Consider the following 23,544-nt stretch of genomic DNA (forward strand, 5'->3'; position numbering starts at 1 on the left):
ACCTTAGACACGCCGGGCCTCCGCCACCGCGGCGGGTGGGCACTCCCCCGACGGAACGGCTGGCCGCTCGCGTACGACCCGGCCGCCACCGCGGCGCTTCCGCCGCCCCTGCTCGTAGGGGTGGAACGCCGCCCAGCACACGCCCAGCGCCACCGCGAACACCGGCAGCCAGCCCAGCCGGGCCGGCACCCAGCCGGCCCCGTCGGGCATCGTGTGCAGGCCGGGCAGCGGGTCACCGGCGAGCAGCCCGATCGCCGTCACCGCCATCATCGCGGTCTGGTGCCACAGGAAGACCGTCATCGCCGAGAGGTTCATCAGCGCCACCGCCGCCCAGAGCACAGGGCGCCGCAGCGCCCGCCGCAGCGGCTCGACGAGCAGCAGGGCCGCCCCGCACTGGGCCAGTCCGAAGGTGACGGAGGCGAGGGTGGGCGGGTTGAGGTTGGAGATCGCGGCACCGGGCACCCCGACCATCGACGCCGGATAGCCGCCCCACGCGACGAGCCCGGCGGTGACGGCGGCGCCGCCGACCAGCAGCGTCCACCCGGTCGTGCGGTCCCGCAGCCCGCCCCGCGCCCAGGCCGCCCCCAGGCAGTACGGGACCAGCCACCCCGCGGCCACGTTGAGCCACCCGAGCCACCCGGGCCCGCCCAGGCCGAACCGGATCAGATCGACATGCAGCACGACGGCCAGCGGCCACAGCGGGTGCAGCCCGGCGACCAGTGGTGTCGCGGCCGTCAACGCGGTGAAGACCAGCAGGAACCACAGCGGCGACAGCACCAGCTTGCCCAGCGTATGCACGGTCTCCAGCCGCACCCCGGAGGCGAGCAGCGCAGCGACCACCACGCTCCACACCACCAGTACCGCCGCGACCGGCCGGAACAGCCGGGACAGCCGGGCGCCGAGCCACCGCCCGTACGACTCGCCGCGGGCCCGGGCCGCGGCGTAACTTTGCGCACCCACCTGCCCGCCCACCAGGAAGAACACCGCCAGCGTCTGGAACACCCAGGAAATCGGGGTGAGTTGGGGCAGGAAGTGCAGCGGGCTGACGGCGCGCACCGTACCGCTGTCGGCGACCAGGGCGGTCACCGTCCAGTGTCCGAGCACGACCCCGAGGATGGCGAGGGCGCGCAGCGCGTCGACGGTCCGGTCACGGCCGACCGGGGTCGCCGCATCGATCCGCCGGACGAGGTGGCGCAGGGCGGCGCTGACCCGCCGGACGACCTCACGCAGCACGGCGGCCCCTCCCGACCGGGGCCTGCCCGTCGACGATCCGCGCGAGATTGGCCAGGGACAGCGAACCGGGCTTGAGGTAGTCGCTGTGCCCGCCCGCACCCGCCGCGAACACCCGGGCGCCGAACCCACGCGAGACCGGGTCGGCACCCAACCCCACGGTGGCGAAGGGGAGTTGCAGCCGCCCGTGCGGCACTTCCGCCACCCAGTCGTCGTCCCCGCGCCCGGCCCACACCCTCGCCCGGGTGTGCAGCCCGGCCACACTGTCGGCCCCGGTGCCCGGACTGCCGTACAGCACGATGTCCCCCACCGCCAGCCCGGCCGCGGCCCGGCCGCACACCACCGACCCGTACGAGTGGCACAACACGGTGATCCGCACTCCCGCACCCACCGCCGGCCTCAACCGGGCGACGAACGACCGGAGTTGCGGCGCGGCGGCGGTCGCACGCGCCGGCGAGACCACCTCGACGCTCACCGTTCCGGGCGTCCGGTATCCCAGCCACGCGATGACGGCCGCCCGGTCACCCAACTGCCGTTGCAGCGCCGTCGCACCGGCCCGCAGCCGTCCGTACGTGTCGAGGCCGGTGTCCGAGCCCGGCACCAGCACGGCGATCCGCCGGGCCCGCGCCAGATCGCCGAACACCTCGACGGTACGGCCCCCGTCGCGGCCGTCGAAGGCGAGGAACTGCCGCGCGGGCGACGCCATGGCCCGCAGCGCGGCGGCCCGCGCCAGGTCGCCGTGGCGGGCGGCCATCCGCTCCGCCGCCCGGATCCCGGCACGGTTGACGGCGTACCGCCCGGCGAGCGCCCCGGCGGTGGCCGCCCGCAACGGCGCGAGCGGGGCCGGCACCGGCGCCGGAACGGCCGAGGGACGCGCCGCACCGGAAACGGGCACCGCCACGGCGGAGGCGACAAGAACGGCAAGCAGGGTGCGCAGCGGACGTCTGGTGCGCGGGCGGGACGCCATGATGATGATCGATCCTTCCGTACCGGAAGCCGGTCGTACTTCCGGTCACAGAAGCTAGGGATCAGCCCTTTTGCCCCGCGTCCCGCTGGGGAGCGCATTCGCCGACTAGCTCTCAGGTATGAGAGGTACGTGACTGTCGGCGATCGGCGATCCGGCCGCGACACATGGTCCCTACGGTGCTGTCGTCGCCTCGGCGTGCTTCTTGATGAGTTCGTAGGAACGGACGCGGTCGCGGAGGTCGTACACGGGCGTGGTCAGCATCAGTTCGTCCGCTCCGGTCTCCTCGGCCAGTTGGCCGAGCCGGCGCAGGACGGTCTCGGGTGTCCCGACGGCTTGCTGGGCGCGGAAGCCGGCCAGCGCCTGCTGTTCCTGCGGCGTGAAGGGGTGGGTGGCCGCTTCCTCGGGCGTGGGGAAGGGAATCTCGCTCAGGCCCTTGAGGAGACCGGCCTTGACGACGTTCATCGGTCCGATGCGCCACGCGGCTTCTTCCTCCGTCTCGGCGCAGACGGTCTCCACGCACACCAGCACCCGAGGACGCTCGCACCAGCGGGAGGGGGTGAACTCCGCCCGGTAGCGCTCCACCGCCGCTCGGGTGTTGTCCGGCCGGATGTGGTGGGCGAGGGCGATCGGCAGGCCGAGGCGTGCGGCGAGTGCGGCACCTGCGGTGCTGGACGCCAGCAGCCAGGGTTCCGGCAGCGGGTCGAGTGCGACTTCGTCGACGAGGAAGGACAGGACCGCGGCCACGTCGTCCTGGTACTCCGCGTCGGTCGTCGGCCCGGCCCCGCGGCGTAGCGCCCGGGCGATGGTCTCGTCGAAGGTGCCGGGTCCGCGGCCGATGCCCAGGTCGATGCGGTCCGGGTGGAGGGCGGCCAGCGCCCCGAACTGCTCGGCCAGCATGAGGGGTGCGTGGTTGGGCGCCAGCACTCCGCCCGAACCGAGACGGATGGCCGAGGTCGCGGCGGCGGCGTGCGCGGTCAGCACGACGGGCGGGAACGCCCCGATGGCCGGGGAATGGTGGTGCTCGGCGTACCAGATCCGGTGGTAGCCCAGCCGTTCCATCTCCCGAGCGAAGGGGGCGGTGTCGCGCAGGGTCTCCTCGGCCCGGGTGCCCGTTTGGACCATCGCGACTTCCAGCGCTGAAAGGGGTACATCGATCATGGCGTCAGCATAAGGACGGGTGTTCGATGAGGTGCGGCGATCCACTCGTTCGACGCCATCGGCCTTTCCTCGGCGCTCGCGGCCGTCGCCCTGATGCCGGCGACGCCGTTCACGAAGGTCCGCCCGCCGCGACGTCGCGACCCGTATCCCTGATCCGGCTGGGCGAGACACCCCAAGGCGGCGGGCACGCCCGTGGGGGAGAAGCAGGGGTGGTCGCACTGGTTCCCCGTATGGCCCTGCCGCACAGCACCGCGGCCCCGAGCCTGCCGGCCACCGGCGTCAAGGCGAGCCATCAGGGTGAATCAAGAGAGTGAAATGATCTCAAACCCTTCATAGGAAGCCCAGAGCTGCCGAAAGGAAATAACAGGAGGCGGCAGCGAGCCGCCGCGATCGATCGGGAGATTTGCTTATGTCACGCTTCACGCGAGTGACGGCTATTGCCGCTCTGGCGGCAAGCACTGCGCTGGGCGGCATGTCGGCAGCGTTCGCAGACAGTGACGCGTCCGGCGTTGCGGCCGGGTCCCCGGGAGTGGTGTCGGGCAACCTCATTCAGATCCCGATCCATATTCCGGTCAACGTGTGCGGCAACACCGTCGACATCGTTGGTGTGCTGAACCCGGCCTTCGGCAACACCTGCATCAACGAGTCTCGGCACGTGGTGCTTCTCCGCCACGACGTCGAGCACCGTCACTTCGAGCGCCACCACGTCAAGCACGTCGAGAAGAAGCACCACAAGAAGAAGAAGCACCACAAGAAGCACCACCGGCCGGCCGGTGGCATTCACACCGGCGGCGGCGGCATGGCCGGCTAGGACGGGAGTCGTCCCGGGAGTGGCCCCAACGCCACGGCACCACCCGGGAGGTCACTGAAACCCGTACCACAACACCCGGGCCGGGTCGCTTCCTCCGACAGCCCTTCCACTTTCACCGGAGGAGACGGCCCGGCCCGGGCACATGTGTGTGCCCGGGCAGTTTTGTCAGCCCGGGCACACATGTGCGCCCGGGCACTTTCGTGTGCCCGGGCGGATGTGTTTTCCCGTTCCTCGCCGGAGCCCCGGTGAGCGGACGGTGAGCGTGCGGTGAGGCGGCGTCGGCAGTGTGGGGGCATCGCCGGTTCCGCAGAGAGGACCGGCCGCCGAGTGAGGGGCTGACCATGGTTGCGACGACGGGTGCACTGACGGGGAAGACGGCGTTGGTGACGGGCGGGTCGCGGGGAATCGGCCGGGCGGTGGCGCTGCGGCTGGCTGCCGAGGGCGCGTGGGTCGCGGTCCACTACGGGGGTGATGAGGGGGCGGCCCGGGAGACCGTGGCCCGGATCGAGGAGGCGGGCGGACGGGCCTTCGCCGTGCGGGCCCGGTTCGGTGCGGACGGCGCGGTGGACCGGCTGTTCGAGGAGCTGACGGCCGGGCTCGCGGGGCGGGGGCTGGACATCCTGGTCAACAACGCGGGCATCTCTTCGGGGAGTTCGGTGTCGCAGGTGACCCGTGAGGAGTGGGACCGGCTGCTCGCGGTCAACGTCACCGCACCGTTCTTCGTCATCCAGCGCGCCCTGCCGCTGCTGAACGACGGCGGCCGGATCGTCAACATGGGATCCACGGCCAGCCGGTTCGCGGTCTCCACGCAGATCGGCTACACCGTCACCAAGGCGGCGCTGGAGTCGCTGGCCCCGTCGCTGGCCAATGAGCTCGGCCGGCGCGGGATCACGGTGAACACGGTCGCGCCCGGCGCAATACGGACCGATCTGACCGCGGCCTACACGTCCGTGCCCGAGGTGGTCGCCGGGCTCGAGGCGATCACCGCGCTGGGGCGCATCGGTGAGCCCGAGGACGTGGCCGATGTCGTCGGATTCCTGGCGGGACCGCAGGGGCGGTGGATCACCGGCCGGACCATCGACGTCTCCGGCGGTACGTATCTCGGCCCGATCGTCTGACCGGTGCGGGTGGATCACCACCCGCCGGCGCTGTGGATAATCACCCACATGCGCTTCGGAATCCTCGGCGGGACGCTGATGTGGGGCGACGACGGGGCGGAGGTCTCCCTGGGCGGACCCGCACGGCGCGCGCTGCTCACCCTGCTGCTCGTCCGGCCCGGGGACGTCGTCCCGGCCGACCGGCTGGCCGACGGCACCGGGCCGCAGGGCACACCGTCGCCGCACGCGCTGCAGTCCCAGATCTCCCGGCTGCGCTCGGCCCTGGGCGAGGCGGCGGCGATCGAACGGACCGGGGCGGGCTATCGCCTCGTCGTCCCCGTCGACGACATCGATGCCGGGCGGTTCGAACGGCTGGCGGAGCAGGGCCGGACGGCGCTGCGGGAGGGCGAGGCGCAGCGGGCGGCCGCCCTGCTGCAGGAGGCGTTGGAGCTGTGGCGGGGGCCGGCGCTCGCCGACGCCGCCGACAGCGAACCGGCCCGGGCCGCCGCCGCACGGCTGGAGGAGCTCCGGCTCTCCGTGCACGAGGACCGGATCGAGGCCGCGCTGCGGCTGGGCGAACACCGCGCGGTGGTACCGGAGTTGCGTGAACTCCTCGACCGCCATCCGCTCCGGGAACGGCTGGCCGCGCTGCTGATGCGGGCGCTGTTCGCCGACGGGGGGCAGGCCGAGGCGCTGGTGGTGTTCGAGCGGACCAGGCGGCACCTCGCCGAGGAGCTGGGCACCGATCCGTCCGCGGAACTCGTCGGGCTGCACCACGAACTGCTGAGTGCCGATCCGTCCCCCTCCCCCATCGCACCGCCCGCCCCGCTGACGGCCTTCGTCGGCCGGGCCGGCGAGGTGGCCGCGATCGCCGAACTCCTCGGCGAGGCACGGCTGGTGACGCTGACCGGGCCGGGCGGCGTCGGGAAGACCCGGCTGGCGGTGGAGGTCTGCGCGGCGGAGACCGAGCAGGTCTGCTTCATGGAGCTGGGCGCGCTGCGCGACGGCGCCCTCGTACCGCAGGCGCTGCTGCGCGCCCTCGGCCTGCGGGAGCGGGGGCTGCATGTGGCGGCCGGTGACGGGGATCCGCTGGAGCGTCTGGTCGCGGCGCTGTCGGGGCGGGCGCTCCTGCTCGTCCTGGACAACTGCGAGCATCTGGTCGAGGAGGTCGCCGCGTCGGCGGCGCGCCTGCTGGCGGCGTGTCCGCGACTGAAGGTGCTGGCGACGAGCCGGGAGGCGCTGGGCGTCATCGGTGAGCACCTCCATCCCGTCCGGCCGCTCGACGACGGGGCGGCCGTGGAGCTGTTCACCGCCCGGGCCCGGGCGGTGCGACGCGGTTTCGTCCCCGACCCGCAGGCCGTACGGCGGGTGTGCGTGGCGCTGGACAACCTGCCGCTGGCCATCGAGCTCGCGGCGGCCCGGCTGCGCACGGTCGGCCTCGACGAGCTGGCGGCGCGGCTGACCGACCGGCTCGCCGTGGCCGCGCGCGGCACCCGGGCGGTGGACGAGCGGCACCGGACGTTGCGCTCGGTGATCGCCTGGAGCTGGGATCTGCTGTCCGGGCCGGAGGCGCGGGCCGCGCGGCGCTTCGCGGTGTTCGCCGAGGGGGCGGGTGTCGAGTCCGCGCTGCGGGTGTGTGACACCGACGAGGAAACGCTGGAGTCGTTGGCCGACAAGTCGCTGCTGGAGTGGGCGGGCGGCCGCTACCGCATGCTGGCGACGATCCGCGCCTACGCCGGCGAACGGCTGGACGCCGCGGGGGAAACGGCGGCGGTACGGCAGGCGCATGCCCGGACGCTGCTCGAGTTGGCCCGCGCCGCCGAACCGTGGCTGCGCCGGCACGAGCAGCTCGGGTGGCTGGCGGTCCTCGCGGCCGAGCACTCCGACCTGGTGGCGGCCGTGGAGTGGGCCGTGGCGGCCGGTGAGACCGGGGCCGCAGCGGAGCTGCTCGCCTCGGCCTCGACGTACCTGTGGATCCGAGGTGTCTCGGGTGCGCTGGCGCCGCAGGCGGCCGCGCTGCTCGATGCCGTGGGGGATGCTCCGCCGGACGGGCACGACGAGGCGTACGCGATCTGTGTGCTGCTCGCGGCGTCCGGCCCGGCGGGCCGCGAGGTGTGGCGCCGTCACCGGGTCCCGGCCGAACGGGCCCTGGGAGCGGCGTGGTCGGGCCCCGAGCCGGGTCGCTATCCGGCAGCTCTGCTGCTGTGGATGATGCACAACGCCGGTGACGGCGACGCGCCCGCCGCCCTGGCCCTCGTCTCCGCCCAACGCGACCGCCCCGAGCCGTGGGTGCGCGCGGCCGCGCACTACGTGTCCGCCTTCGGCTTCCTCGGCAACGGGGAGAGGGAGAAGGCCGATTCGGCGTTCCGTGCCGCGGTGACAGGGTTCCGCGCACTGGGTGAGCGGTGGGGTGCCGCGCTGGCCCTGGACGCGCTGGCCGGTCTCGCGGGCGCGCGCGGCGCCCGCGAGGAGGCGCGCGTGCTCACCGAGGAGGCCCTCACCCTCGCCGAGCAGTTGGGCGCGTGGGAAGACTGCGCCGACCTGCTGGTCAACCGGGGTGACCAGCGCATCGACGCCGACCCGGCCGCTGCGCGCGCCGATTACGCCCGGGCCGCCGAGTTCGCCCGACGGGCCGGCAGCGCCTCGGCCACGGCGGCCACCCGGCGCGCACGGGGCGACCTCGCCCTCCTGGAGGGGGACACGGCCGCTGCGGAGGAGCTCTACGCACAGGCCCTGGCGCAGCTCGACCCGCACTGGATCAAGGGGTTGGGCCACCGGGTCCGTGCGCTGGCCGGGCTCGGCCGCGCGGCGGAGGCCCGCGGCGACCGGGCCGGGGCCCGGGCCCACTACCAAGAGGCCGCCCGCTCGGCGTCCGTCCCCGGAGCGACCCTGCCCGACGCGCTGCGCTTCCTGGGACTGCCCGAGTCATGGGTCGAGGCGGTGGGCGGAGAATAAAGGGAAGGGAACCAGATGGATCTGGACAAGCTGTCCGAAGCGGAAATCGAGGAGCTCAAGGAGCGCTGCCGCACGGCTCTCGACGTCACGCCCGACGACGCCGAGTTGCTGACGGAGCTCGCCGTCCTCGAACTCCACGATCTGCAAGTACCGCACGGTGCGGGCGTGGAACTGCTCCAACGGGCCTTCGACCTCGACCGCCGCGACTCGATTTCGTTCCACAACTACCTCAACGTGCTGGCCGAGGTCGCCGATGAGGAGGAGATCGACGAGGTCTGCCTCCAGGCGATCGAGGCCGGGAACGTCGCGGCGATGTTCGAGCTCGGGGTACGCCTGGACGAGCGCGACGAACCGGGGGAGGCCGTCCCCCACCTGCGCCGGGCGGCCGACAACGGGCATGCCGAAGCCCGGAGTTACCTGGCCGCGGTGGAGCGCGAGGTCGGTGACCAGAACGGCCCTCGATGACCGCCACTCATTGATGTGGACGTGGGGCTCCGCCTGTGAAGCGCATCACGGCAGCGGGCTGTCACGGTTTGCCGGTGCGGGGTGTCTCGATGGGCAGCCGAAGAGAGGAGCCGGGTGTGGCTGAGGACGCCTTCACCGCGCACCGTCCGCTGCTGTTCACCATCGCCTACGAGATGCTGGGCAGCGCGGCCGACGCCGAGGACGTGCTGCAGGAGAGCTATCTGCGGTGGCGCACGGTCGATCCGGCCGCGGTCGAGCATCCGCGCGCCTACCTGGTCCGTACGGTGACCCGGCAGGCCCTCAACCACCTGCGCGCGGTCAAGGCGCGGCGGGAGGAGTACGTCGGCACGTGGCTGCCCGAGCCGATCCGCACCGCGCCGGAGGTCGGCGACGACGCGATCCTGGCCGAGTCGGTGTCGATGGCCATGATGCTCGTCCTGGAGACGCTGAACCCGACCGAGCGCGCGGTGTTCGTGCTGCACGACGTGTTCGGCTACACCCACGGCGAGATCGCCGCCTCGATCGGCAAGGCCGAGACCACCGTCCGGCAGATCGCCCACCGCGCACGCGGGCACGTCCACGCGCGGCGCCGCCGCTTCGCGCCCGACTCCGCCGACAGCCGGGAGATCATCCAGCGGTTCCTGCTCGCGGCGACGACCGGCGAAGTCCAAGTGCTGATGGACCTGTTGGCGCCGGATGTCGTGGTGCTCTCCGACGGCGGCGGGAAGGTGGCCGCCGCCCGCCGCCCGATCGTCGGCCCCGCCGATGTCGCCCGGTTCGTCTGCGGCGTGGTGCGCACCAGCGCCGCCACGACCCGCACCGAGTCCGCCACGTACAACGGCATGCCCGCGGCACGGTTCGTCACCGGCGACGCACTCGACTGGCTCGTCGCGTTCGAGATCCACGACGGACGGATCACCGGCCTCTACGGCATGCGCAACCCGGACAAGCTGCACCGCGCGGACGCGGTGTGCCCACTCGACAGAGGAGTACCCAGTCGTGCAAACCGTGACCGTTGAACGCGTCATCAACGCCCCGATCGACGAGGTCTTCGCCTGGCTCACCACCACCACCCACTACACGAGCTCGCCGCTGGTGCTGCGTTGCCGGCTGACCCGGCACGGCGAGGGCGCGCCCTACGGGGTCGGCGCGGTGCGCAGTCACCTCTGGCTGGTGGGCTGGTTCCGGGAGCGCATCACGCACTACGACCCGCCGTACGCCACCGAGTACGTCGTCGATCGCAGTCTGCCGCCGTCCCGGCACGAACTCGGCCGCATGACGTTCACCGAGGTCGACGGCGGCACGAAGGTGTGCTGGACCACCCGCGCCGAGGTGCGCCTCCCGTTGCTGGGGCGTCCGCTCACCCGGCTCCTCCTACGACCGATCCTCACCGGCACCTTCGGCAACATCCTCGATGCCGCCAACGCCGCACTGACCCAACAGCCCCAACGGAACCGGGCATGACGGCCGGGACGTCGGGATGGGGGTACGACCGCCGATATCCCCACGGTCATGGCAGAGTGACCGCATGTCCCTACCCCTCCTCACGTCCCAACGGCGAAGACGCGTCGCCGCCGCACTTCTCCTCCTGAGCGCCGCGACATCCCTGACGGCCTGTGGTCAGCAGCGCGTCGCAGCCGGCGCGCCGAGCACCTCCCCCGGCGCGAGTTCCCACCCGAGCCCCAGCCCGTCCGGCCCCGGCGCCTCCCCCTATGTGGAGCCCGGGGCCCACGACGGAGCCCCGCACTACAACGAGAACAACGCCGGGCGGCAACCCCGTGAGATGTCCCCGGCCAGCCGGAAGGACGCGCAGCGGGAGGCCGACCGCATCGAGCCGGTCCTCAAACGCCTCTGGAAGCAGGGGAAGTGGGACCCCAGGAGCGTCCGCGCGGCGATGCTCGCGCTCGGGTACCAGGAGCAGCGGACCGGCGCCAAGGGTGAGCAGCTCGGCGGGAAACTCGACGTGCGGGGCATGGAACCCCGCTTCGAGAACGACCACTACGTCACGCACGAAGGCGCCCGGATCGGCCTCCGCGTCCACAACGACGCCTGCGTCACCGCGTTCGTGCAGAAGACCAACTACCAGGTGCAGGTCAACGGGCCGTATCTGGAGTCGGGTTGCTTCGAACCGCCCTTCGCCCATTGACGAACGAGGCCCCGCGCTGACGAACGAGGCTCCTCACCGACGGACAGGCCCCCGCCCCGGCATGCGGCGGGGGCCATCGCTATGGCGGGCGTCCCGCGGGGCGGCGTAGCGGCGAGCGGCGCCGTTGGAGGACCCTCGCTAGTGGAGGATCTTGTCCTTCGCCCGCTGGAATTCCGCCTCCGTGATGTCGCCCTTGTTCTTGAGCTCGGAGAGTTTGGCCAGCCTGTCCACGTCCTCGGCGGGGCCTCCCGCCACGTCCCGGATGTAGGCGTTCATGGCCTCCTGCTGTGCACGCGCATGGTCGATCTCGCGTTCACCCATCTGGCGGCCGCGCGCGATCACATAGACGAGCACGCCGAGGAACGGGATGACCATCACGAAGATGAGCCAGCCGGCCTTCGCCCAGCCGTTCATCCGCCGGTCGCGGAAGATGTCGACGATGATGCGGAACAGCAGGACCAACCACCAGATCCACAGGAAGATCCACATCACGGTCCAGAAGGCACCGAGGACCGGATAGTCGTACGCCAAGTACTCAGCCATCACTCTCTCCTGATCACCAGCCCGATCACCAGTGGTACGCCCTCACCGTCGCGCGCACCGGCCGTCGGCGGCATCACCCGCTACGGGCGAACCGGTGGGTCGGGCGGGGAGTCGTCCGTGTGCGGGCCGGGCGGCGCGGCGTCCGTGTGCGGGCCGGGCCGTGTGTCGTCCGTACGGGGACCGGGGCCAGGACCGGGACCGGGGCCTGGGCCGGGGCCGGGGCCTGGGCCGGGTGGGGCACCGGCCGGCGCCGGCGTCGGTGGAGCGCCGGACGGTGGAGTGGCGGTCGCGGCGAGCACGCCCAGCAGCACCAGCACGACGAGCACGATGCCGAGGACGAGGGCGACCGAGGCCGGTGTGGGGTAGTTCCACAGCACCAGGACCAGTGCACCGATCGCGATGACGATCCCGGTCGTCCAGGCCCGGTGGGCATCCAGCCACCGGCCCACTCCCCCGGTGCGCAGGCCGATGCGGGCGAGCTTTCTTCCGCCCGCGCCCGTGGACCTGGCGGCGCCGGAGCGTACCGCGCGGGCGGCGCGGCCGGGCCCGTAGAGGTAGGCGGCGATCGCGGTGATCACGGCGACGACGAACACCGTCCAGGTGCTGTTCCGCAGGAAGCGCACCAGCGTGTCGAAGACGGCCGCCGCGGCCTGCTGGGTCTGTGTGCTCGGGGGCACCGAATCGAGGTACTGGCGGCGCGCGACCGCGAGCCCGACCAGGAGCAGGAGCATCATCACGGCGAGCCCGACGCCCGCGGTCAGCAGCGTCACCCGGTGGGCCGGCGCCGTCCACACCGCCAGTACGACCAGCACCAGGACCGTCACGGGCAGCCAGACACCGACGATGTCGAGCACCATCATGGCGTTCTGCGCCTGCTGGAGCTTGTCCGTCTTCAGCAGGACGACCTGCCGGTCGACGTCGGGGATGTACTTGGCCTTCTCGAAGCCGCGGTCGACGAGTCGCTGCTGGACCTTGTCCACGACGGTCCCGATGTTGAGGACGACGGTGTCGCCGCGGGCCTGAACGGCGCTGTTGCCCTCGCCCGTGAGGACCTTGACCACGGCCGCGTGGGCGCGCAGGTTGGCGGCGTCCCAGACCTTCGCGAACTCGTCGCTGGTGACGACCTTGTACACCACTTTGTGCACCACATCGGTCACCGCGTTCTGCAGCGGGCCGCCCAGTCGCCTGGTCTGGTTGACGACCACGGGCGGCGCGTTCCGCTGGGCGAGGGACTTCGCGAGGGCGTCGGTGACCCGTTTGACGTCGAGCTTCTTGACCACGTCGTTGGTCAGCCGATTGGTCACCGCGGTCTGGATCGCCGGATCGCGGGCCAGCGGGGCGACGGTCTGTACGTACCGGCCGGCGTCGGAGACCTGGGACTCCGCCCAGGCGGCGACGGCACCGAGCGGGGCCAGCACGAAGGCCAGCACGAGGAGGACGGCCGCGCAGGCGATGCGCAGCTTCCGGTGCTGTACGTGGGACGCGCGCCGGAGCCGCTCGTACTCCTTGCGCTCGGCGGGGCCCAGGGGACGGTCACCGGCCGGACGGTCGCGGCCTTCGTCCGGGCCGTTCGGGCCGGGGGTGGCGGGGGTGGACATGCGCGGCTCCTCCCTGAACCGGCCCCTGCCTGAGGCGGCCGGATGGCCGCGGGTGCGTACTGCCCGGCTGCGGCCCCGCAACGCGGGCAGACACAGGCCGACGGAGTTCCCTCGTAGCCTGCCGCGTGCGGAGCGGGCAGCCATCACTCGTTCCAGGTGACCTTGGGGCGCCTCCGGGATGCCGGCGGCGCAGGCGCATCCACTCAGGGGACCCGGCCGCCGGGCTCCGCCCTTGTTGCGGCGATCGGCGAGCTCCCGACGTTACGCTCCCTGCGACCGAAGGAGCACAGGTGAGCGGAAACGGCGGATGGGCCGTCGCTGCGGTGGCCGCGGTCACCGGCGGGTACGCCCTGGTCTCCCGGCGACTGGCCGTACGCTCCGTGTCGGCCCCGATGGTGTTCACCGCGACCGGCGTGCTCATCGGCCCGGTCGGTCTCGGGCTGCTCGACCTGGAGCACGACGCCGGGCCGGTGCTCACACTCGTCGAGGCGGCGCTGGCGCTGGTCCTGTTCTCCGACGCCGCCACCGTCCGTTCCGAGGAGTTCCGCAGCGGCTGGTTCTTCCCCGCCCGCCTGCTCGCCGTCGGACTGCCCTTGACGATCGTGGGCGGCGCCCTGTTGGCGTGGCTGCTGCTCCCGGGGCTGAGCGGCTGGGAACTGGCGCTGGTCGCGGTGATCCTCGCGCCCACCGACGCCTCCGTGAGCAAGAGCGCGGTGTTCGCCCCGCGCATCCCGGCGGTCGTGCGGCACGGGCTCAACGCCGAGTGCGGCCTGAACGAGTGCCTGGTCCTGCCGCTCTTCGCCGTCCTCCTCGCCGGGCTGCCCGGCACCGCGGCCGCGCACCAGGGAGTGGTGGGGATCCTGGAGCGGGTGTTGCTGCTCAGCCCCGCGCTGGGGCTGGCGGTCGGTGGCCTCGGGGGGTGGCTGCTGCGCCGGTCGCGCGCCGCGGACGCGATCACCTCTGAGTGGCGGCGCATCCTTCCGCTGGCCCTGGCCACCGGAGCGGCCGCGCTCGCGGCGGCCACGGAGGGCAGTCCCTTCGTCGCCGCCTGGGTGGCGGGGCTCGTCTTCTCGGTCGCCCTGCGCCCACCGGCGCGGCCCGGCACCGTGCCCGCCGGCGAGGACGACACGCTGGAAGCGGTCGAGCACCTGGCCGCGCTGCTGGCCGCACTGAGCTTCCTGGTCTTCGGCGCGGTGCTGCTCGGCCCCGCGCTCACCCGGCTGACCTGGAGCGTCGTCGGCTATGCGGTGCTGAGCCTGACCGTCGTCCGGCTGCTGCCCACCGCCCTGGCGTTCGCGGGAAGCGGGCTGCGCGCGCCCACCGTGCTCTACACCGCCTGGTTCGGTTCGCGCGGTCTGCCATCCCTCGTCCTCGGCCTGCTCGTGGCGGCCGAAACGGCACCCGGTGCCCGGCCGGGCACCGTGATCGCGGTCACCATCGGGCTCAGCATCCTGTTGCACGGACTCTCGTCCGTCGTCCTGGCCGACCGGTACGGCCGGTGGTACGAACGGGCGGTGGCCCGCCGCCCGTCGCTGCGCGAGAGCATGACGGACCGGCCGCCGGACGAGCGCCGGCCGCCCGAGTGGAAGAGCCAGTGACCGGAGGCGTACCGGTGGGCCGCGCTGTTCAATCCCCCCGGGCGACGGCGCGGCCGGGGTGCACGGCCTCGGCGAGTGCCCGGAAGTCGCGCTCGTTGCGGTCGGCGTAGGCTTCGGCGAACTCCGCCAGGGCTTGGTCGAAGACGTCCTTGCTGCCCAGATAGGCCGCGATGGCGATCCGGTCGCCGGACCGGGCGTGGGCACGGGCCAGCGTCGCGCCGCACAGCTCTCCGTAGAGCCGCATCCGGTCGGGGGGCATCCGGTCGGTGCGGACGCTGCCCTTCCAGTCGTGCAACTGCCGTACGTAGAAGTCGCGTTGGCGTCCGTCGATGCCGGTGACGCGTTCCCAGCCCAGGAAGATGTCGCTGACGGCCTGCATCAACTGCTGTCCGTGCACCACGCGTTCGCCTTCGTTGGCGTACGCCGACGGGCCCGCGTAGGGCGCCAGGACCGACGGGTCGGCCTCCTTGGCCTGAAGGAACAACGGATCGTCGTCGTCCCTGCCGAGCAGCAGCACGATCCAGCAGCGGGTGCCCACACTGCCGACCCCCACGACCTTGCGGGCGGCGTCGGCCATCCGGAACTGCCCGAGGAGGTGCCGGCGGTCGGCGGAGAGGCTGTGGCCGTAGCATTCGATGAGGCGGCGGAGGTGTCCTTCGAGTTCGGCGCGGTGGGTATCGGTCAGCAGGTCTCCCAGCGGGACGATCAGGGGTGGGTCGGCGGCGATCCGACGGGTGCCGTCGACGACCTCGGTGAGCCGCTCGAAGGACTGCAGGTGGTCCCGGCTGCGCGCGGTCTCCAGCGTCCGGGCGAGCCGCCGGCGTCCGCGCTCGCCGAGCCGGTCGGCGAACAGCACGCGCAGGTGGTCGGTGTCGGACTGCGCGTACCACACGTCGAGGTTGCGCATGCCGGCGAAGCCGCGCATCGTCTGCCGGTAGGAGCGGACCGTGGCGCGGACGACGTCCCGGCGCTGTGCGGCCGCGAAGCCGTTGTCGCGGCCCGCGATCGCCATGCTGGCGGCCAGGCGCTCGACGTCCCACTCCCACGGGCCGGGCAGGGTCTCGTCGAAGTCGTTGACGTCGAAGACCAGATGGCGTTCCGGCGAGGCGTACAGCCCGAAGTTCAGCAGGTGGGCGTCGCCGCACAGCTGGGTCTCGATCCCGGTGCGGGGACGGTTGCCGAGGTCCGCGGCCATCAGGGCCGCGGCGCCGCGGTAGAAGGAGAACGGCGACTCCAGCATCCGCCCGTAGCGGACCGGGACGAGGTCCGGCACGCGTCCGGCGCTCTGCCGGTCGAGGACCTCGACCGGGTCGGGCCGGTCCGGCCCGGGCTCGAACTCGGCGTGGGACGAGCGCGGTACGCGTTCGCGCGCCGCCTTGCCGCGCCTGGCGCGTTCGGCAGGTGTCGGGTGGGGTGCGTCCGTCCTCATGGCCCGTCCCTTTCCTCCTCGGCCAGTCGTGACCGTTGCCGTACGAACCAGACACCCGCGGCCAGCAGGGAGGCCGCGAAGAGCACGAGCAGGGCGGTGCCCCAGAATCCGCCGACGACCCGTACCCCGGCCAGCACCACCGCGGCGGCGGCCAGGAAGGGCACCACGGTCAGGGCGAGGAAGCGCAGGATGGCGGCGATGCCGACCGCCCGGGGCACGCGGGTGATGCCGCGCCGGTGCCTGACCAGGTCCCCGGCGGCCCCCGGGGTGTAGAACTGCACGGCCTTCGCACCGAGCCGCAGGCAGTTCTGCCGGTAGAACCACGCGAGGGCCGGCATCCAGATCAACGGCAGCACCATGCCCACGAGGAAGAGGGCGCCGATCAGGGCCGTCGACATCGCCCGCTGGAGTCTGCTCGGCTTCTCGCCGCCACCCGTGATGCCGAGGATCGCCGCCATCCTGACGAGCAGGGACCACCGGGTCCGGCGGGGAAGCCGGCCCCGGCCGCCCTGTGGATGGCGCGGCACCTCGGGCAGGGCGGCCTCGGCGGCCTCGGTGGAGGGGTAGACGTCCTGTAGGACCAGCAGGTCCGCCACGCGGCGTTCGTTGCGGGGGTCCTGTCCGGCGAGCGCGGCCAGTTCGAGGATCATCTGGGCCTGGGAGAGCAGCGCCGCCACGAAACTGACCGGCATGAGGACCACGAAGGGCCCACCGAGCACGGCGCCGTCGGCGATCGACATCCGCGTTCCGTGGGCGACGGCGTCCCCGGCGAGCTCGTCGTCCCCGGCCTGCGGTTTGTGCTGCTTGCGCCGGGCCATGGCGGCCGCGGCCCGCGGACCGAACCGCCGCACCGCGAAGAAGGCCAGTTGCTCGGGCATGTGCTGGGGGTCGGCCCAGATCATCGGCAACAGCGCCTGGGCCTGCACGATCACCGAGTCGTCCGGCCGGGCCGGCCGCGACCGGTCGGTGGTCCGTCTGCCGCCGTTCATCCGGCTCCAGTTCCTCCGCTGTCCCCGTGGCGCCGGGCCCGCTGCTCAGCCGTGGTGGTGGGCTGGCCTGTGGTGCGGGCCCGGCGGGTGGACGGCTGGTGCGGTCCGCCGCCACTGGTACGGCCTGCACCCGGCGGCACTGCCACTCTGCGTGCCGCCCGCCCGGCCTGCCTCACCCGTTGCGGGTGACGGTGCCGGCTGCATCGGGCCGCCACCATGAAGCCACGACCACCGGCGGCGAGCCGCCGGGGACCCCGGCCGCGAGCCGGCAGGCTCCACGAGCAGCCCGGAAGACGCCACGAGCCCAGGAGATGCCATGAGACGTGTCGCCGCGCCCGGACGGGCGGCACAGCGCTGGAGCGCGCGGCTGGCGATCGTGGCGGGCGTCGGCGCGACGGTGCTCCTGCTGTCCGTCGCGGGGCTCCGGAGCCTCGTGCTGGTGGCCCTGGGGACGGCCGGCCTGGCGGTTTCGGTGGCGGCCGGATGGTGGGCGCTGTCCCGCCGGGGGGTGGCGCGCGGGGTGGCGCTGGTCCTGGCCCTGCTGGCGCCGGTGGCGGTGCTCGTGTCGTACGTGGCGGCGCGTCTGCTCTGGCTGGTGCTGGTCTCGTTGGCGCTGTGGGTGCTGGCCGCCGCGGCGGGCTGGGCCGCGCTGCGGGCGGATGCCGTCGCGCGGGCGTCCCCCGGCCGTCCGGTGCGGCCGCCCGAGCGCGCCTGCCTCCTGATGAATCCGCGCTCCGGTGGCGGGAAGGTGGGGCGTTTCGGGTTGCGGGAGAAGGCGGAGGCGCTGGGCGCGGAGGTGCTGCTGCTCGACGCGGCCCACCACGGGGACGTGGCCGCGCTCGCCCGCGACGCCCTCGCCCGTGGGGCCGACCTGCTCGGGGTGGCGGGTGGTGACGGCACACAGGCTCTGGTGGCGGCGGTGGCCGCGGAGCACGACGTGCCGTTCATGGTGATCCCGGCCGGGACGCGCAACCACTTCGCGCTGGACCTGGGGCTCGACCGGGACGACCCGTCACTGAGCCTGCAGGCGCTGACCGACGGGGTGGAGTTCCGGGTGGACCTCGGGCGGGTGGGGGGACGGGCCTTCGTCAACAACGCGTCCTTCGGTGCGTACGCGGAGGTCGTGCAGAGCCCGGCGTACCGCGACGACAAGGTCGGCACCCTCCTGCGGCTGCTGCCCGATGTGCTGACCCATCAGCACGGGCCGCGGCTGGCGGTCAGCGCCGGGGACGTCGGCGTCGACGGGCCGCAGGCCGTGCTGGTCAGCAACAACCCGTACCGGGTCGGTGATCGTGCGGGGCTGGGCCGGCGCGACCGGCTCGACGGTGGTGTGCTGGGCATGCTGAGCGTGACGGTCGACAGTGCGGTCCAGGCGGCCGGTCTGCTGCGCGGCCGGCACGCGCAGGGGCTGGTCTCGGTGACCGCCGAGGCGCTCGTGGTCGACGCCGACCGGCCGGAGGTGCGGGTCGGCGTCGACGGCGAGTCGCTGACGCTGCCCACTCCCGTGCGCTGCGTCTCGCAGCCGGCCGCGCTACGGGTCCGGGTGCCCCGGCACCGTCCGGGCGTCCCGCCGGCACGGCCGCGGCTGGACTGGCGGCGCCTGGGCACCCTCGCCCTCCCCGCGGGCCGTGGGTCAGCCGCCGGCTGAGTGGGCGGCTCCTCTGGCCGGCAACTCCGCCGGCAGCCGGCGGGTGAACGGGAAGGCGACGAGCGGGACGGCCGCGGCGGCCAGCACGGCGGCCTTGAGGCTGTTCAGCTGCGCCGTGGCGTAGGAGTCGACCAGCGCATCGGTTTCGGACGGCGGCAGCCCGGCACGTTCCGCCGCCGCGCGCACCTGGTCCGTGCTCACGAAGCTGACCCCCGCCTCCATGGCGATGCCGGCCTGGTGACGTGCCGCGTCGGAGATCTTCGGGTTGTCCTCGATCTGCGTGGTGAAGGCGCTGACCAGGGCTCCGATCAGCAGGGATCCGATGAGCGCGGTGCCGAGGGACGACCCGAGGTTCTGCGCGGTGTACTGCAGTCCGCCCGCTTCGCTGCGTTCGGTCTCCCCGACGCTGGACTGGGTGATGTTGCCCAGCTGGGAGGCGAGCAGCCCCATGCCCAGGCCGAGGACGGCCATGGCCAGGCCGAAGGAGAGGTTGTCGATCCGGGGCTCGATCGTCGCGAGGAGCCACCCGGCCGCCACGACGAGCACGAGCAGACCGCAGCGCACCACGGTGCGGGGTGCCGCGATCCGGCCGAGCAGCGGGCCGGTCATGGCGGACACCAGCATGGTGACCGACACCGGCAGCAGGCGGACCCCGGTCTGGAACGCGTTGAGGCCCTGGACGACCTGGAGGTACAGGGGGATGACGAAGAACAGGCCGAGCAGGACGAGGTTCTGGCAGAGCAGCATGGTCAGGCCGGAGCGCAGCGGCGGAATGGCGAACAGGGACAGCCTGACCAGCGGGCTCCGTCCGCGCTCCTGCTGTCGCCGCACCCAGGAACAGAACAACCACAGCAGGGCGGCCCCGGCGGCGATGACGAACAACGTCGGGGCGAAGCCGAACAGGGTGAAGGGAGGGTTGCGCGGCTTCAGCCATCCCCAGGAGCTGCTCTGCAGCACGCCCAGGACGACGAGGGCCAGCCCGGCCGCGGACAGCGCGACGCCCACCGTGTCCAGCTTGGTGCGCGGCCCCGGCGGGGCGTCCGGGATCCACCGGACCACGCACAGCATGGCGACGACCACCACGACCTCGCCGGCGAAGACCAGCCGCCAGGTCAGATACGTCGTCACCCACCCGCCGAGCAGCGGCCCCACCGCGATGCCGGCACCCGCCAGGCCGCCGATGACGCCGTACGCGACCGACCGCTCCCGGCCCCGGTACGCGCCGGCGACGAGCGCCGCGAGGGCCGGGAGGACGAGTGCGGCGCCGAGCCCCTCGATCACGGACCAGCCCACGGCCAGCACCCACAGCGACGGTGCCAGCGAGGTGAGGGCGGAGCCGACCGCGTACACGATCAGTCCGACGGTGAAGACCCGGCGGCGCCCGAACGCGTCGCCGAGCTTCCCACCCGTGATCATGAAGGCGGCCATGACCAGGGTGTAGAGCGTGATGACGGCCTGGATCGCGGTGACCTCGGTGTCGAAGTCCTCGACCAGCCTGCTGATGGAGACGTTCATCACCGACGTGTCCAGCACCATCAGGAACTGCGCCGTCCCGAGGACGATCAAGGCTCGCCATCGCTGCACGCCTGCACCTCTCCACGTTCCGGTGCTCCCCGATGAGGGGCGAGCGACTCCTGATCGCACCCTAGAGCCGCCCGGTGCCCCACGCTCCCTCGGCCACGGGGTGTGTCACCCGCCCGGCCAGGGGCACCGCGCGGCCGTCGTGCGATCACCGGCCGGTGGTGACGAAGATGGAGGTGCAGGGACACGCCGGGTTCGCCGGGACGGCCGGGCTCGGCGTGGTGGACGGAGTGGTGGACGGGTGCGGAGCGGGGGCCGCCGGGCCTGCTGCACGGTGGTGATCGGATGGCTTCGACCGGACGCGCGCTCCCGGACGCCGGTCCGCGGGCGGCGCTGCCCTGGTCCGGCGACCCCCTGCTCGACGCCAAACTGACGGTGCCCGCCGCCCCGCGGGCCCATGTCCCCCGGCACCGGCTGCTCGACGGGCTCAGCGCGGGCACAGCGGGGCCGCTGACCCTGGTCACCGGCCCGGCGGGCACCGGAAAGACCACCCTCGCCGCCGCCTGGGCGCGGAGCGGCGGGTCCCCCGGGCCGGTCGCCTGGCTGACGCTCGACACGTACGACCGCACGCCGGGCGTCTTCTGGAGCTACGTCGTGGAAGCCCTGCGGCGGGCCCTCCCCCGGCTGCCCGACGGCATCGGGATGCCCTCCTCCCCCGGTGATGCCGGCACCTCCCTGCTCACCCGGCTCGCCGCCGCGACGGAGCGGCTGCCCGCACCCGTGGTCCTGGTCCTCGACGGTTTCGAGAAGGTGGCGGGCCGGCGCGTTCCGGCCGGTCTGGAGTTCCTCCTCGACCACGCCGGGCCGCTGTGGCGACTGGTCATCGCCAGCCGTGTCGATCCCCTGCTGCCGCTGCACCGCTATCGGGCCGAGGACCGGCTCGCGGAGATCCGGGGTGCCGACCTGGCCTTCACCCCGCACGAGACGGCGGTGCTGCTGCGCCGGCACGGTCTCCGGCCGCCCGACGACGTCGCCAAGGCCCTCACGCGGCGCACCGAAGGGTGGGCCGCCGGGCTGCGCCTGTGTGTCCTGGCCATGTGCCGGACCGGCGATCCGGCCGCGTTCGTCCGCTCGTTCGTCCGCTCCGAACAGGCCGTGTCCGGCTATCTGCTCGCGGAGGTGCTCGACGCGCAGCCCGCCGCCACCACGGAGCTGCTGCTGCGCACCAGCGTCCTCGACCGCATCCACCCGGACCTGGCGAACGCCCTCGGCGGCGGGGGTGACGCGGAGGCGATCCTGGCCCGGCTCACGCACGACAACGCCTTCGTCGAGCCCGTGCCCGGCACCACCTGGTGCCGGGTCCACCCCCTGTTCGCGGAGGTGCTCCGCACCCAGTTGCGGATCCGGCACCCCGGTCTCGCCCCGCGCCTCCACGCCCGTGCGGCCCGCTGGCTCGCCGGGGCGGACCGTGTCACGGAGGCGCTGGAGCACGCCGCGGAGGCCGGGGACTGGCAGTACGGCGCCTCGCTCGCCGTCCGTCAGTTGCTGGTCGGGACCCTGCTCGCCACGTCGGAGGCCGAGCGGGTGGAGGGCGCGTTCGCCGGTATGCCGTCTTCCGTGCCGGGAGCCGAACCGGCCCTGGTGGCCGCCGCGTGCCGGCTGGCGCAGCAGGACCGCGCGGGCTGCCGTACGCACCTCGCCGTGGCCGAACGGGAGAGGGCCGAGCGACAGCTGCACGGGCAGGGCACGCAGCCCGACCCGGAGGTCGCGCTCACCCACGTCCTCCTCCGCCTGCTGTGCGGGCCGGAGGAAAGCCGGCGGCCGGAGCGCGGCCGGCGCGGTGACGGTGACGGCCGGCGGCCCGGGGCGGCCGAGGAGGCCGCCCGGGCCGTCCCGGACCTGCTGCGGCAGCTGCCGCTCGGGCTGGTCCGGGCGCATCCCGAGATCGAGGCGCTGCGGCTGCACGGGCTCGCCCGGGCGTTCCTCGGTGCCGGCCGCCTCGGCGAGGCCCGCCGCCTCGCCGCCGGGGCCGTCGACGCCTGCACGACCGAGGCGACCCTGCCGCTGCACCACCGGGCGCTGGGCCTGCTCGCGCTGGCCGAGAGCGCCGAGGGCGCCCTGACGGCCGCGGAGGACCACGCGCTGCGGGCGCTGGCCCGCGCCGACGATCAAGGCGTCGGCCCGGACCGGCGCTCGGGGGCCGGTTGCCTCGCTCTGGCCGTGGTCGCGCTCGAACGGGACGAACGCGACGGCCGGGAGGTCGCCCACCGCCGCCTCGAACAGGCCCTGGCCTGCCCCGACGTGCCCGACGACCCGGTCCTGGCCGCCGAGGCAGCCGTCCTGCGGTCCCGCCTGGAGCTGTCGTGCGGGCGCTGGCAGGCGGCCCTCGACGCGCTCCCCGCTCCGGGCGCCGCCGACGAGCCGTGGCCCGCCCAGCGGCTCGCCCTCACCCGCGCGGTCGTGGAGCTGGCCCGCGGGGACCACCGGGCCGCCGTCGCCGCCGTGCACGACGTCCCCGCCGACGGACCGGCCCCCCTCATCGCCCTGGCCGGCGCCCACCTCGTCGCCGGGCACCCGGACCGGGTCCGACGGCTGCTGGCCCGTGCCGGCGGCTCGGCGGACCTGAGCCTGCCGGACCGGGTGGCCCTCCAGCTGGTACGCGCCCATGCCGCCGTATTGGCGGACGACCGGACGACCGCTCGGCGTCTGCTCGGCGACGCGCTGGACGCCGCCCGGCCCGAGCGGCTGCGCCGGCCCTTCACCGACGCCGGACCCTGGCTGCGCCATCTGCTGGGCGGCATCGACGGCACCACCACCGCACCGGCCCGAGGCGCCTGGCTCGCGGCGCGGGGAGGCGCGGACCTCCCCGGCCCGGTGCAGTCCCTCAGCGGCCGGGAACGCGAGGTGCTCGGGTGTGTGCAGCGGATGATGACCGCCGACGAGATCGCCGACGAGCTCCGCCTCTCCGTCAACACCGTCAAGACCCACCTGCGCAGCGTCTACCGCAAGCTGGGCGTCTCCCGGCGCCGGGACGCGGTGGAACGGGCCAGGGAACTGCACGTGCTCTGACGCCGTGACCGTCCGCCGGGTCCCACCTGTTCCGGGTGGTGGCATCGTCCGCCGCCGGCCGCACGCTGCTGCTGAAGGTGCCCCCGGCGGTGGGGAGCGACACGACCATGCGCTACGAATTCCGGGTGACCGGCGACGTTTCCCGTCTCCTGTCCGAGGCGTTCCCCGAACTCGAGACGGAACCGGTTTCCCGGCAGACGCTGTTCTTCGGCACGATCACGGACGAGGCCCACCTGTACGGGCTTCTCGCCCGCTTCCAGGACCTCGGGCTGCGGGTCGAGGAGATGCGCCGCCTGCCGGAATGAGGGAGCCTGCCCGGG

Annotated in this window: 18 protein-coding genes and 1 pseudogene; 11 read left to right on the forward strand and 8 right to left on the reverse strand. The window is 73.5% G+C overall.

Annotation, left to right across the window (positions count from 1 at the left end; all coding sequences use genetic code 11):
* Positions 1-3: 3 nt before the first annotated feature.
* The 3 genes from V2J85_RS07930 to V2J85_RS07940 form a co-directional block, all read right to left on the reverse strand.
* A complete protein-coding gene (locus tag V2J85_RS07930; RefSeq protein ID WP_261958391.1) occupies positions 4-1,197 on the reverse strand; it encodes an acyltransferase family protein in 1,194 nt (397 codons plus the stop codon).
* A gap of 25 nt (positions 1,198-1,222) precedes the next feature.
* Positions 1,223-2,197 carry an alpha/beta hydrolase gene (locus V2J85_RS07935; protein ID WP_330821046.1) on the reverse strand — a complete coding sequence of 325 codons (975 nt, stop codon included), beginning with the start codon at positions 2,195-2,197 and terminating at the stop codon, positions 1,223-1,225.
* 171 nt (positions 2,198-2,368) lie between these two features.
* Positions 2,369-3,355 carry an MsnO8 family LLM class oxidoreductase gene (locus V2J85_RS07940; RefSeq protein WP_330821047.1) on the reverse strand — a complete coding sequence of 329 codons (987 nt, stop codon included), beginning with the start codon at positions 3,353-3,355 and terminating at the stop codon, positions 2,369-2,371.
* Between the two features lie 472 nt (positions 3,356-3,827).
* Here V2J85_RS07940 and V2J85_RS41245 point away from each other — a divergent pair.
* The 7 genes and pseudogenes from V2J85_RS41245 to V2J85_RS07975 all read left to right on the forward strand — a co-directional run.
* Positions 3,828-4,001 (forward strand): annotated as a pseudogene (locus V2J85_RS41245) (chaplin); the annotation flags it as partial.
* 506 nt (positions 4,002-4,507) lie between these two features.
* Positions 4,508-5,284 carry an SDR family NAD(P)-dependent oxidoreductase gene (locus V2J85_RS07950; RefSeq protein WP_261957590.1) on the forward strand — a complete coding sequence of 259 codons (777 nt, stop codon included), beginning with the start codon at positions 4,508-4,510 and terminating at the stop codon, positions 5,282-5,284.
* 48 nt (positions 5,285-5,332) lie between these two features.
* Positions 5,333-8,218 (forward strand): ATP-binding protein, encoded by a 2,886-nt coding sequence (locus tag V2J85_RS07955; RefSeq protein ID WP_330821048.1) that lies wholly within the window; start codon positions 5,333-5,335, stop codon positions 8,216-8,218.
* A 15-nt stretch (positions 8,219-8,233) separates the two neighbouring features.
* Positions 8,234-8,683, forward strand: a complete 450-nt coding sequence (locus tag V2J85_RS07960; RefSeq protein ID WP_330821049.1) for a hypothetical protein — start codon at positions 8,234-8,236, stop codon at positions 8,681-8,683.
* 116 nt (positions 8,684-8,799) lie between these two features.
* Entirely contained in the window at positions 8,800-9,702 is a 903-nt protein-coding gene (locus V2J85_RS07965; RefSeq protein WP_330821050.1) for an RNA polymerase sigma-70 factor, read from the forward strand.
* The gene (locus V2J85_RS07970; RefSeq protein WP_261954018.1) at positions 9,683-10,147 is read left to right on the forward strand and encodes an SRPBCC family protein; all 465 of its coding nucleotides are present in this window, start codon (positions 9,683-9,685) and stop codon (positions 10,145-10,147) included. The genes V2J85_RS07965 and V2J85_RS07970 overlap by 20 nt, the downstream gene beginning before the upstream one ends.
* 64 nt (positions 10,148-10,211) lie before the next feature.
* Positions 10,212-10,829 carry a hypothetical protein gene (locus tag V2J85_RS07975; RefSeq protein WP_261954019.1) on the forward strand — a complete coding sequence of 206 codons (618 nt, stop codon included), beginning with the start codon at positions 10,212-10,214 and terminating at the stop codon, positions 10,827-10,829.
* A gap of 138 nt (positions 10,830-10,967) precedes the next feature.
* On the opposite strand, the gene V2J85_RS07980 is transcribed toward V2J85_RS07975, so the two are convergent.
* Complete coding sequence (locus V2J85_RS07980; RefSeq protein ID WP_261954020.1) at positions 10,968-11,372, reverse strand: SHOCT domain-containing protein; 405 nt, start codon at positions 11,370-11,372, stop codon at positions 10,968-10,970.
* 80 nt (positions 11,373-11,452) lie between these two features.
* Positions 11,453-12,970, reverse strand: coding sequence for a hypothetical protein (locus V2J85_RS07985; protein WP_330821051.1), 1,518 nt, complete (start codon positions 12,968-12,970; stop codon positions 11,453-11,455).
* A gap of 290 nt (positions 12,971-13,260) precedes the next feature.
* Between V2J85_RS07985 and V2J85_RS07990 the strand changes: the two genes are divergently transcribed.
* On the forward strand, positions 13,261-14,568 hold the full coding sequence (locus tag V2J85_RS07990) for a cation:proton antiporter domain-containing protein (protein ID WP_261954022.1): 1,308 nt from the start codon (positions 13,261-13,263) through the stop codon (positions 14,566-14,568).
* 28 nt (positions 14,569-14,596) lie between these two features.
* Here the strand turns inward: V2J85_RS07990 and V2J85_RS07995 are convergent, their stop codons facing one another.
* The gene (locus V2J85_RS07995) at positions 14,597-15,997 is read right to left on the reverse strand and encodes a DUF2252 domain-containing protein (protein WP_330821053.1); all 1,401 of its coding nucleotides are present in this window, start codon (positions 15,995-15,997) and stop codon (positions 14,597-14,599) included.
* Positions 15,994-16,986, reverse strand: a complete 993-nt coding sequence (locus tag V2J85_RS08000) for a hypothetical protein (protein ID WP_261954024.1) — start codon at positions 16,984-16,986, stop codon at positions 15,994-15,996. Before V2J85_RS08000 ends, V2J85_RS07995 begins: the two co-directional genes overlap by 4 nt.
* Positions 16,987-17,302: 316 nt before the next feature.
* On the opposite strand from V2J85_RS08000, the gene V2J85_RS08005 reads away from it, so the two are divergent.
* A complete protein-coding gene (locus V2J85_RS08005; protein ID WP_261954025.1) occupies positions 17,303-18,634 on the forward strand; it encodes a diacylglycerol/lipid kinase family protein in 1,332 nt (443 codons plus the stop codon).
* Here the strand turns inward: V2J85_RS08005 and V2J85_RS08010 are convergent.
* The gene (locus tag V2J85_RS08010) at positions 18,620-20,218 is read right to left on the reverse strand and encodes an MFS transporter (RefSeq protein ID WP_330821054.1); all 1,599 of its coding nucleotides are present in this window, start codon (positions 20,216-20,218) and stop codon (positions 18,620-18,622) included. The genes V2J85_RS08005 and V2J85_RS08010 overlap by 15 nt on opposite strands.
* 282 nt (positions 20,219-20,500) lie before the next feature.
* Between V2J85_RS08010 and V2J85_RS08015 the strand changes: the two genes are divergently transcribed.
* Both V2J85_RS08015 and V2J85_RS08020 read left to right on the forward strand, forming a co-directional pair.
* Positions 20,501-23,224, forward strand: a complete 2,724-nt coding sequence (locus tag V2J85_RS08015; RefSeq protein ID WP_330821055.1) for a winged helix-turn-helix domain-containing protein — start codon at positions 20,501-20,503, stop codon at positions 23,222-23,224.
* Between the two features lie 107 nt (positions 23,225-23,331).
* Positions 23,332-23,529 (forward strand): hypothetical protein, encoded by a 198-nt coding sequence (locus V2J85_RS08020; RefSeq protein ID WP_261957293.1) that lies wholly within the window; start codon positions 23,332-23,334, stop codon positions 23,527-23,529.
* The last annotated feature ends 15 nt before the right edge of the window (positions 23,530-23,544 follow it).

The sequence above is a fragment of the Streptomyces bugieae genome (assembly GCF_036352915.1).
Lineage (GTDB): Bacteria > Actinomycetota > Actinomycetes > Streptomycetales > Streptomycetaceae > Streptomyces > Streptomyces endophytica.

Bases quoted from the DNA above. Each gene is read 5' to 3' on its own strand.
- V2J85_RS07975 (WP_261954019.1), top strand. From the start codon at position 10,212: ATGTCCCTACCCCTCCTCACGTCCCAACGGCGAAGACGCGTCGCCGCC.
- V2J85_RS07960 (WP_330821049.1), top strand. From the start codon at position 8,234: ATGGATCTGGACAAGCTGTCCGAAGCGGAAATCGAGGAGCTCAAGGAG.
- V2J85_RS07995 (WP_330821053.1), bottom strand. From the start codon at position 15,997: ATGAGGACGGACGCACCCCACCCGACACCTGCCGAACGCGCCAGGCGC.
- V2J85_RS07980 (WP_261954020.1), bottom strand. From the start codon at position 11,372: ATGGCTGAGTACTTGGCGTACGACTATCCGGTCCTCGGTGCCTTCTGG.
- V2J85_RS07955 (WP_330821048.1), top strand. From the start codon at position 5,333: ATGCGCTTCGGAATCCTCGGCGGGACGCTGATGTGGGGCGACGACGGG.
- V2J85_RS08000 (WP_261954024.1), bottom strand. From the start codon at position 16,986: ATGAACGGCGGCAGACGGACCACCGACCGGTCGCGGCCGGCCCGGCCG.
- V2J85_RS07950 (WP_261957590.1), top strand. From the start codon at position 4,508: ATGGTTGCGACGACGGGTGCACTGACGGGGAAGACGGCGTTGGTGACG.
- V2J85_RS07985 (WP_330821051.1), bottom strand. From the start codon at position 12,970: ATGTCCACCCCCGCCACCCCCGGCCCGAACGGCCCGGACGAAGGCCGC.
- V2J85_RS08015 (WP_330821055.1), top strand. From the start codon at position 20,501: ATGGCTTCGACCGGACGCGCGCTCCCGGACGCCGGTCCGCGGGCGGCG.
- V2J85_RS08005 (WP_261954025.1), top strand. From the start codon at position 17,303: ATGAGACGTGTCGCCGCGCCCGGACGGGCGGCACAGCGCTGGAGCGCG.
- V2J85_RS07935 (WP_330821046.1), bottom strand. From the start codon at position 2,197: ATGGCGTCCCGCCCGCGCACCAGACGTCCGCTGCGCACCCTGCTTGCC.
- V2J85_RS08020 (WP_261957293.1), top strand. From the start codon at position 23,332: ATGCGCTACGAATTCCGGGTGACCGGCGACGTTTCCCGTCTCCTGTCC.
- V2J85_RS07940 (WP_330821047.1), bottom strand. From the start codon at position 3,355: ATGATCGATGTACCCCTTTCAGCGCTGGAAGTCGCGATGGTCCAAACG.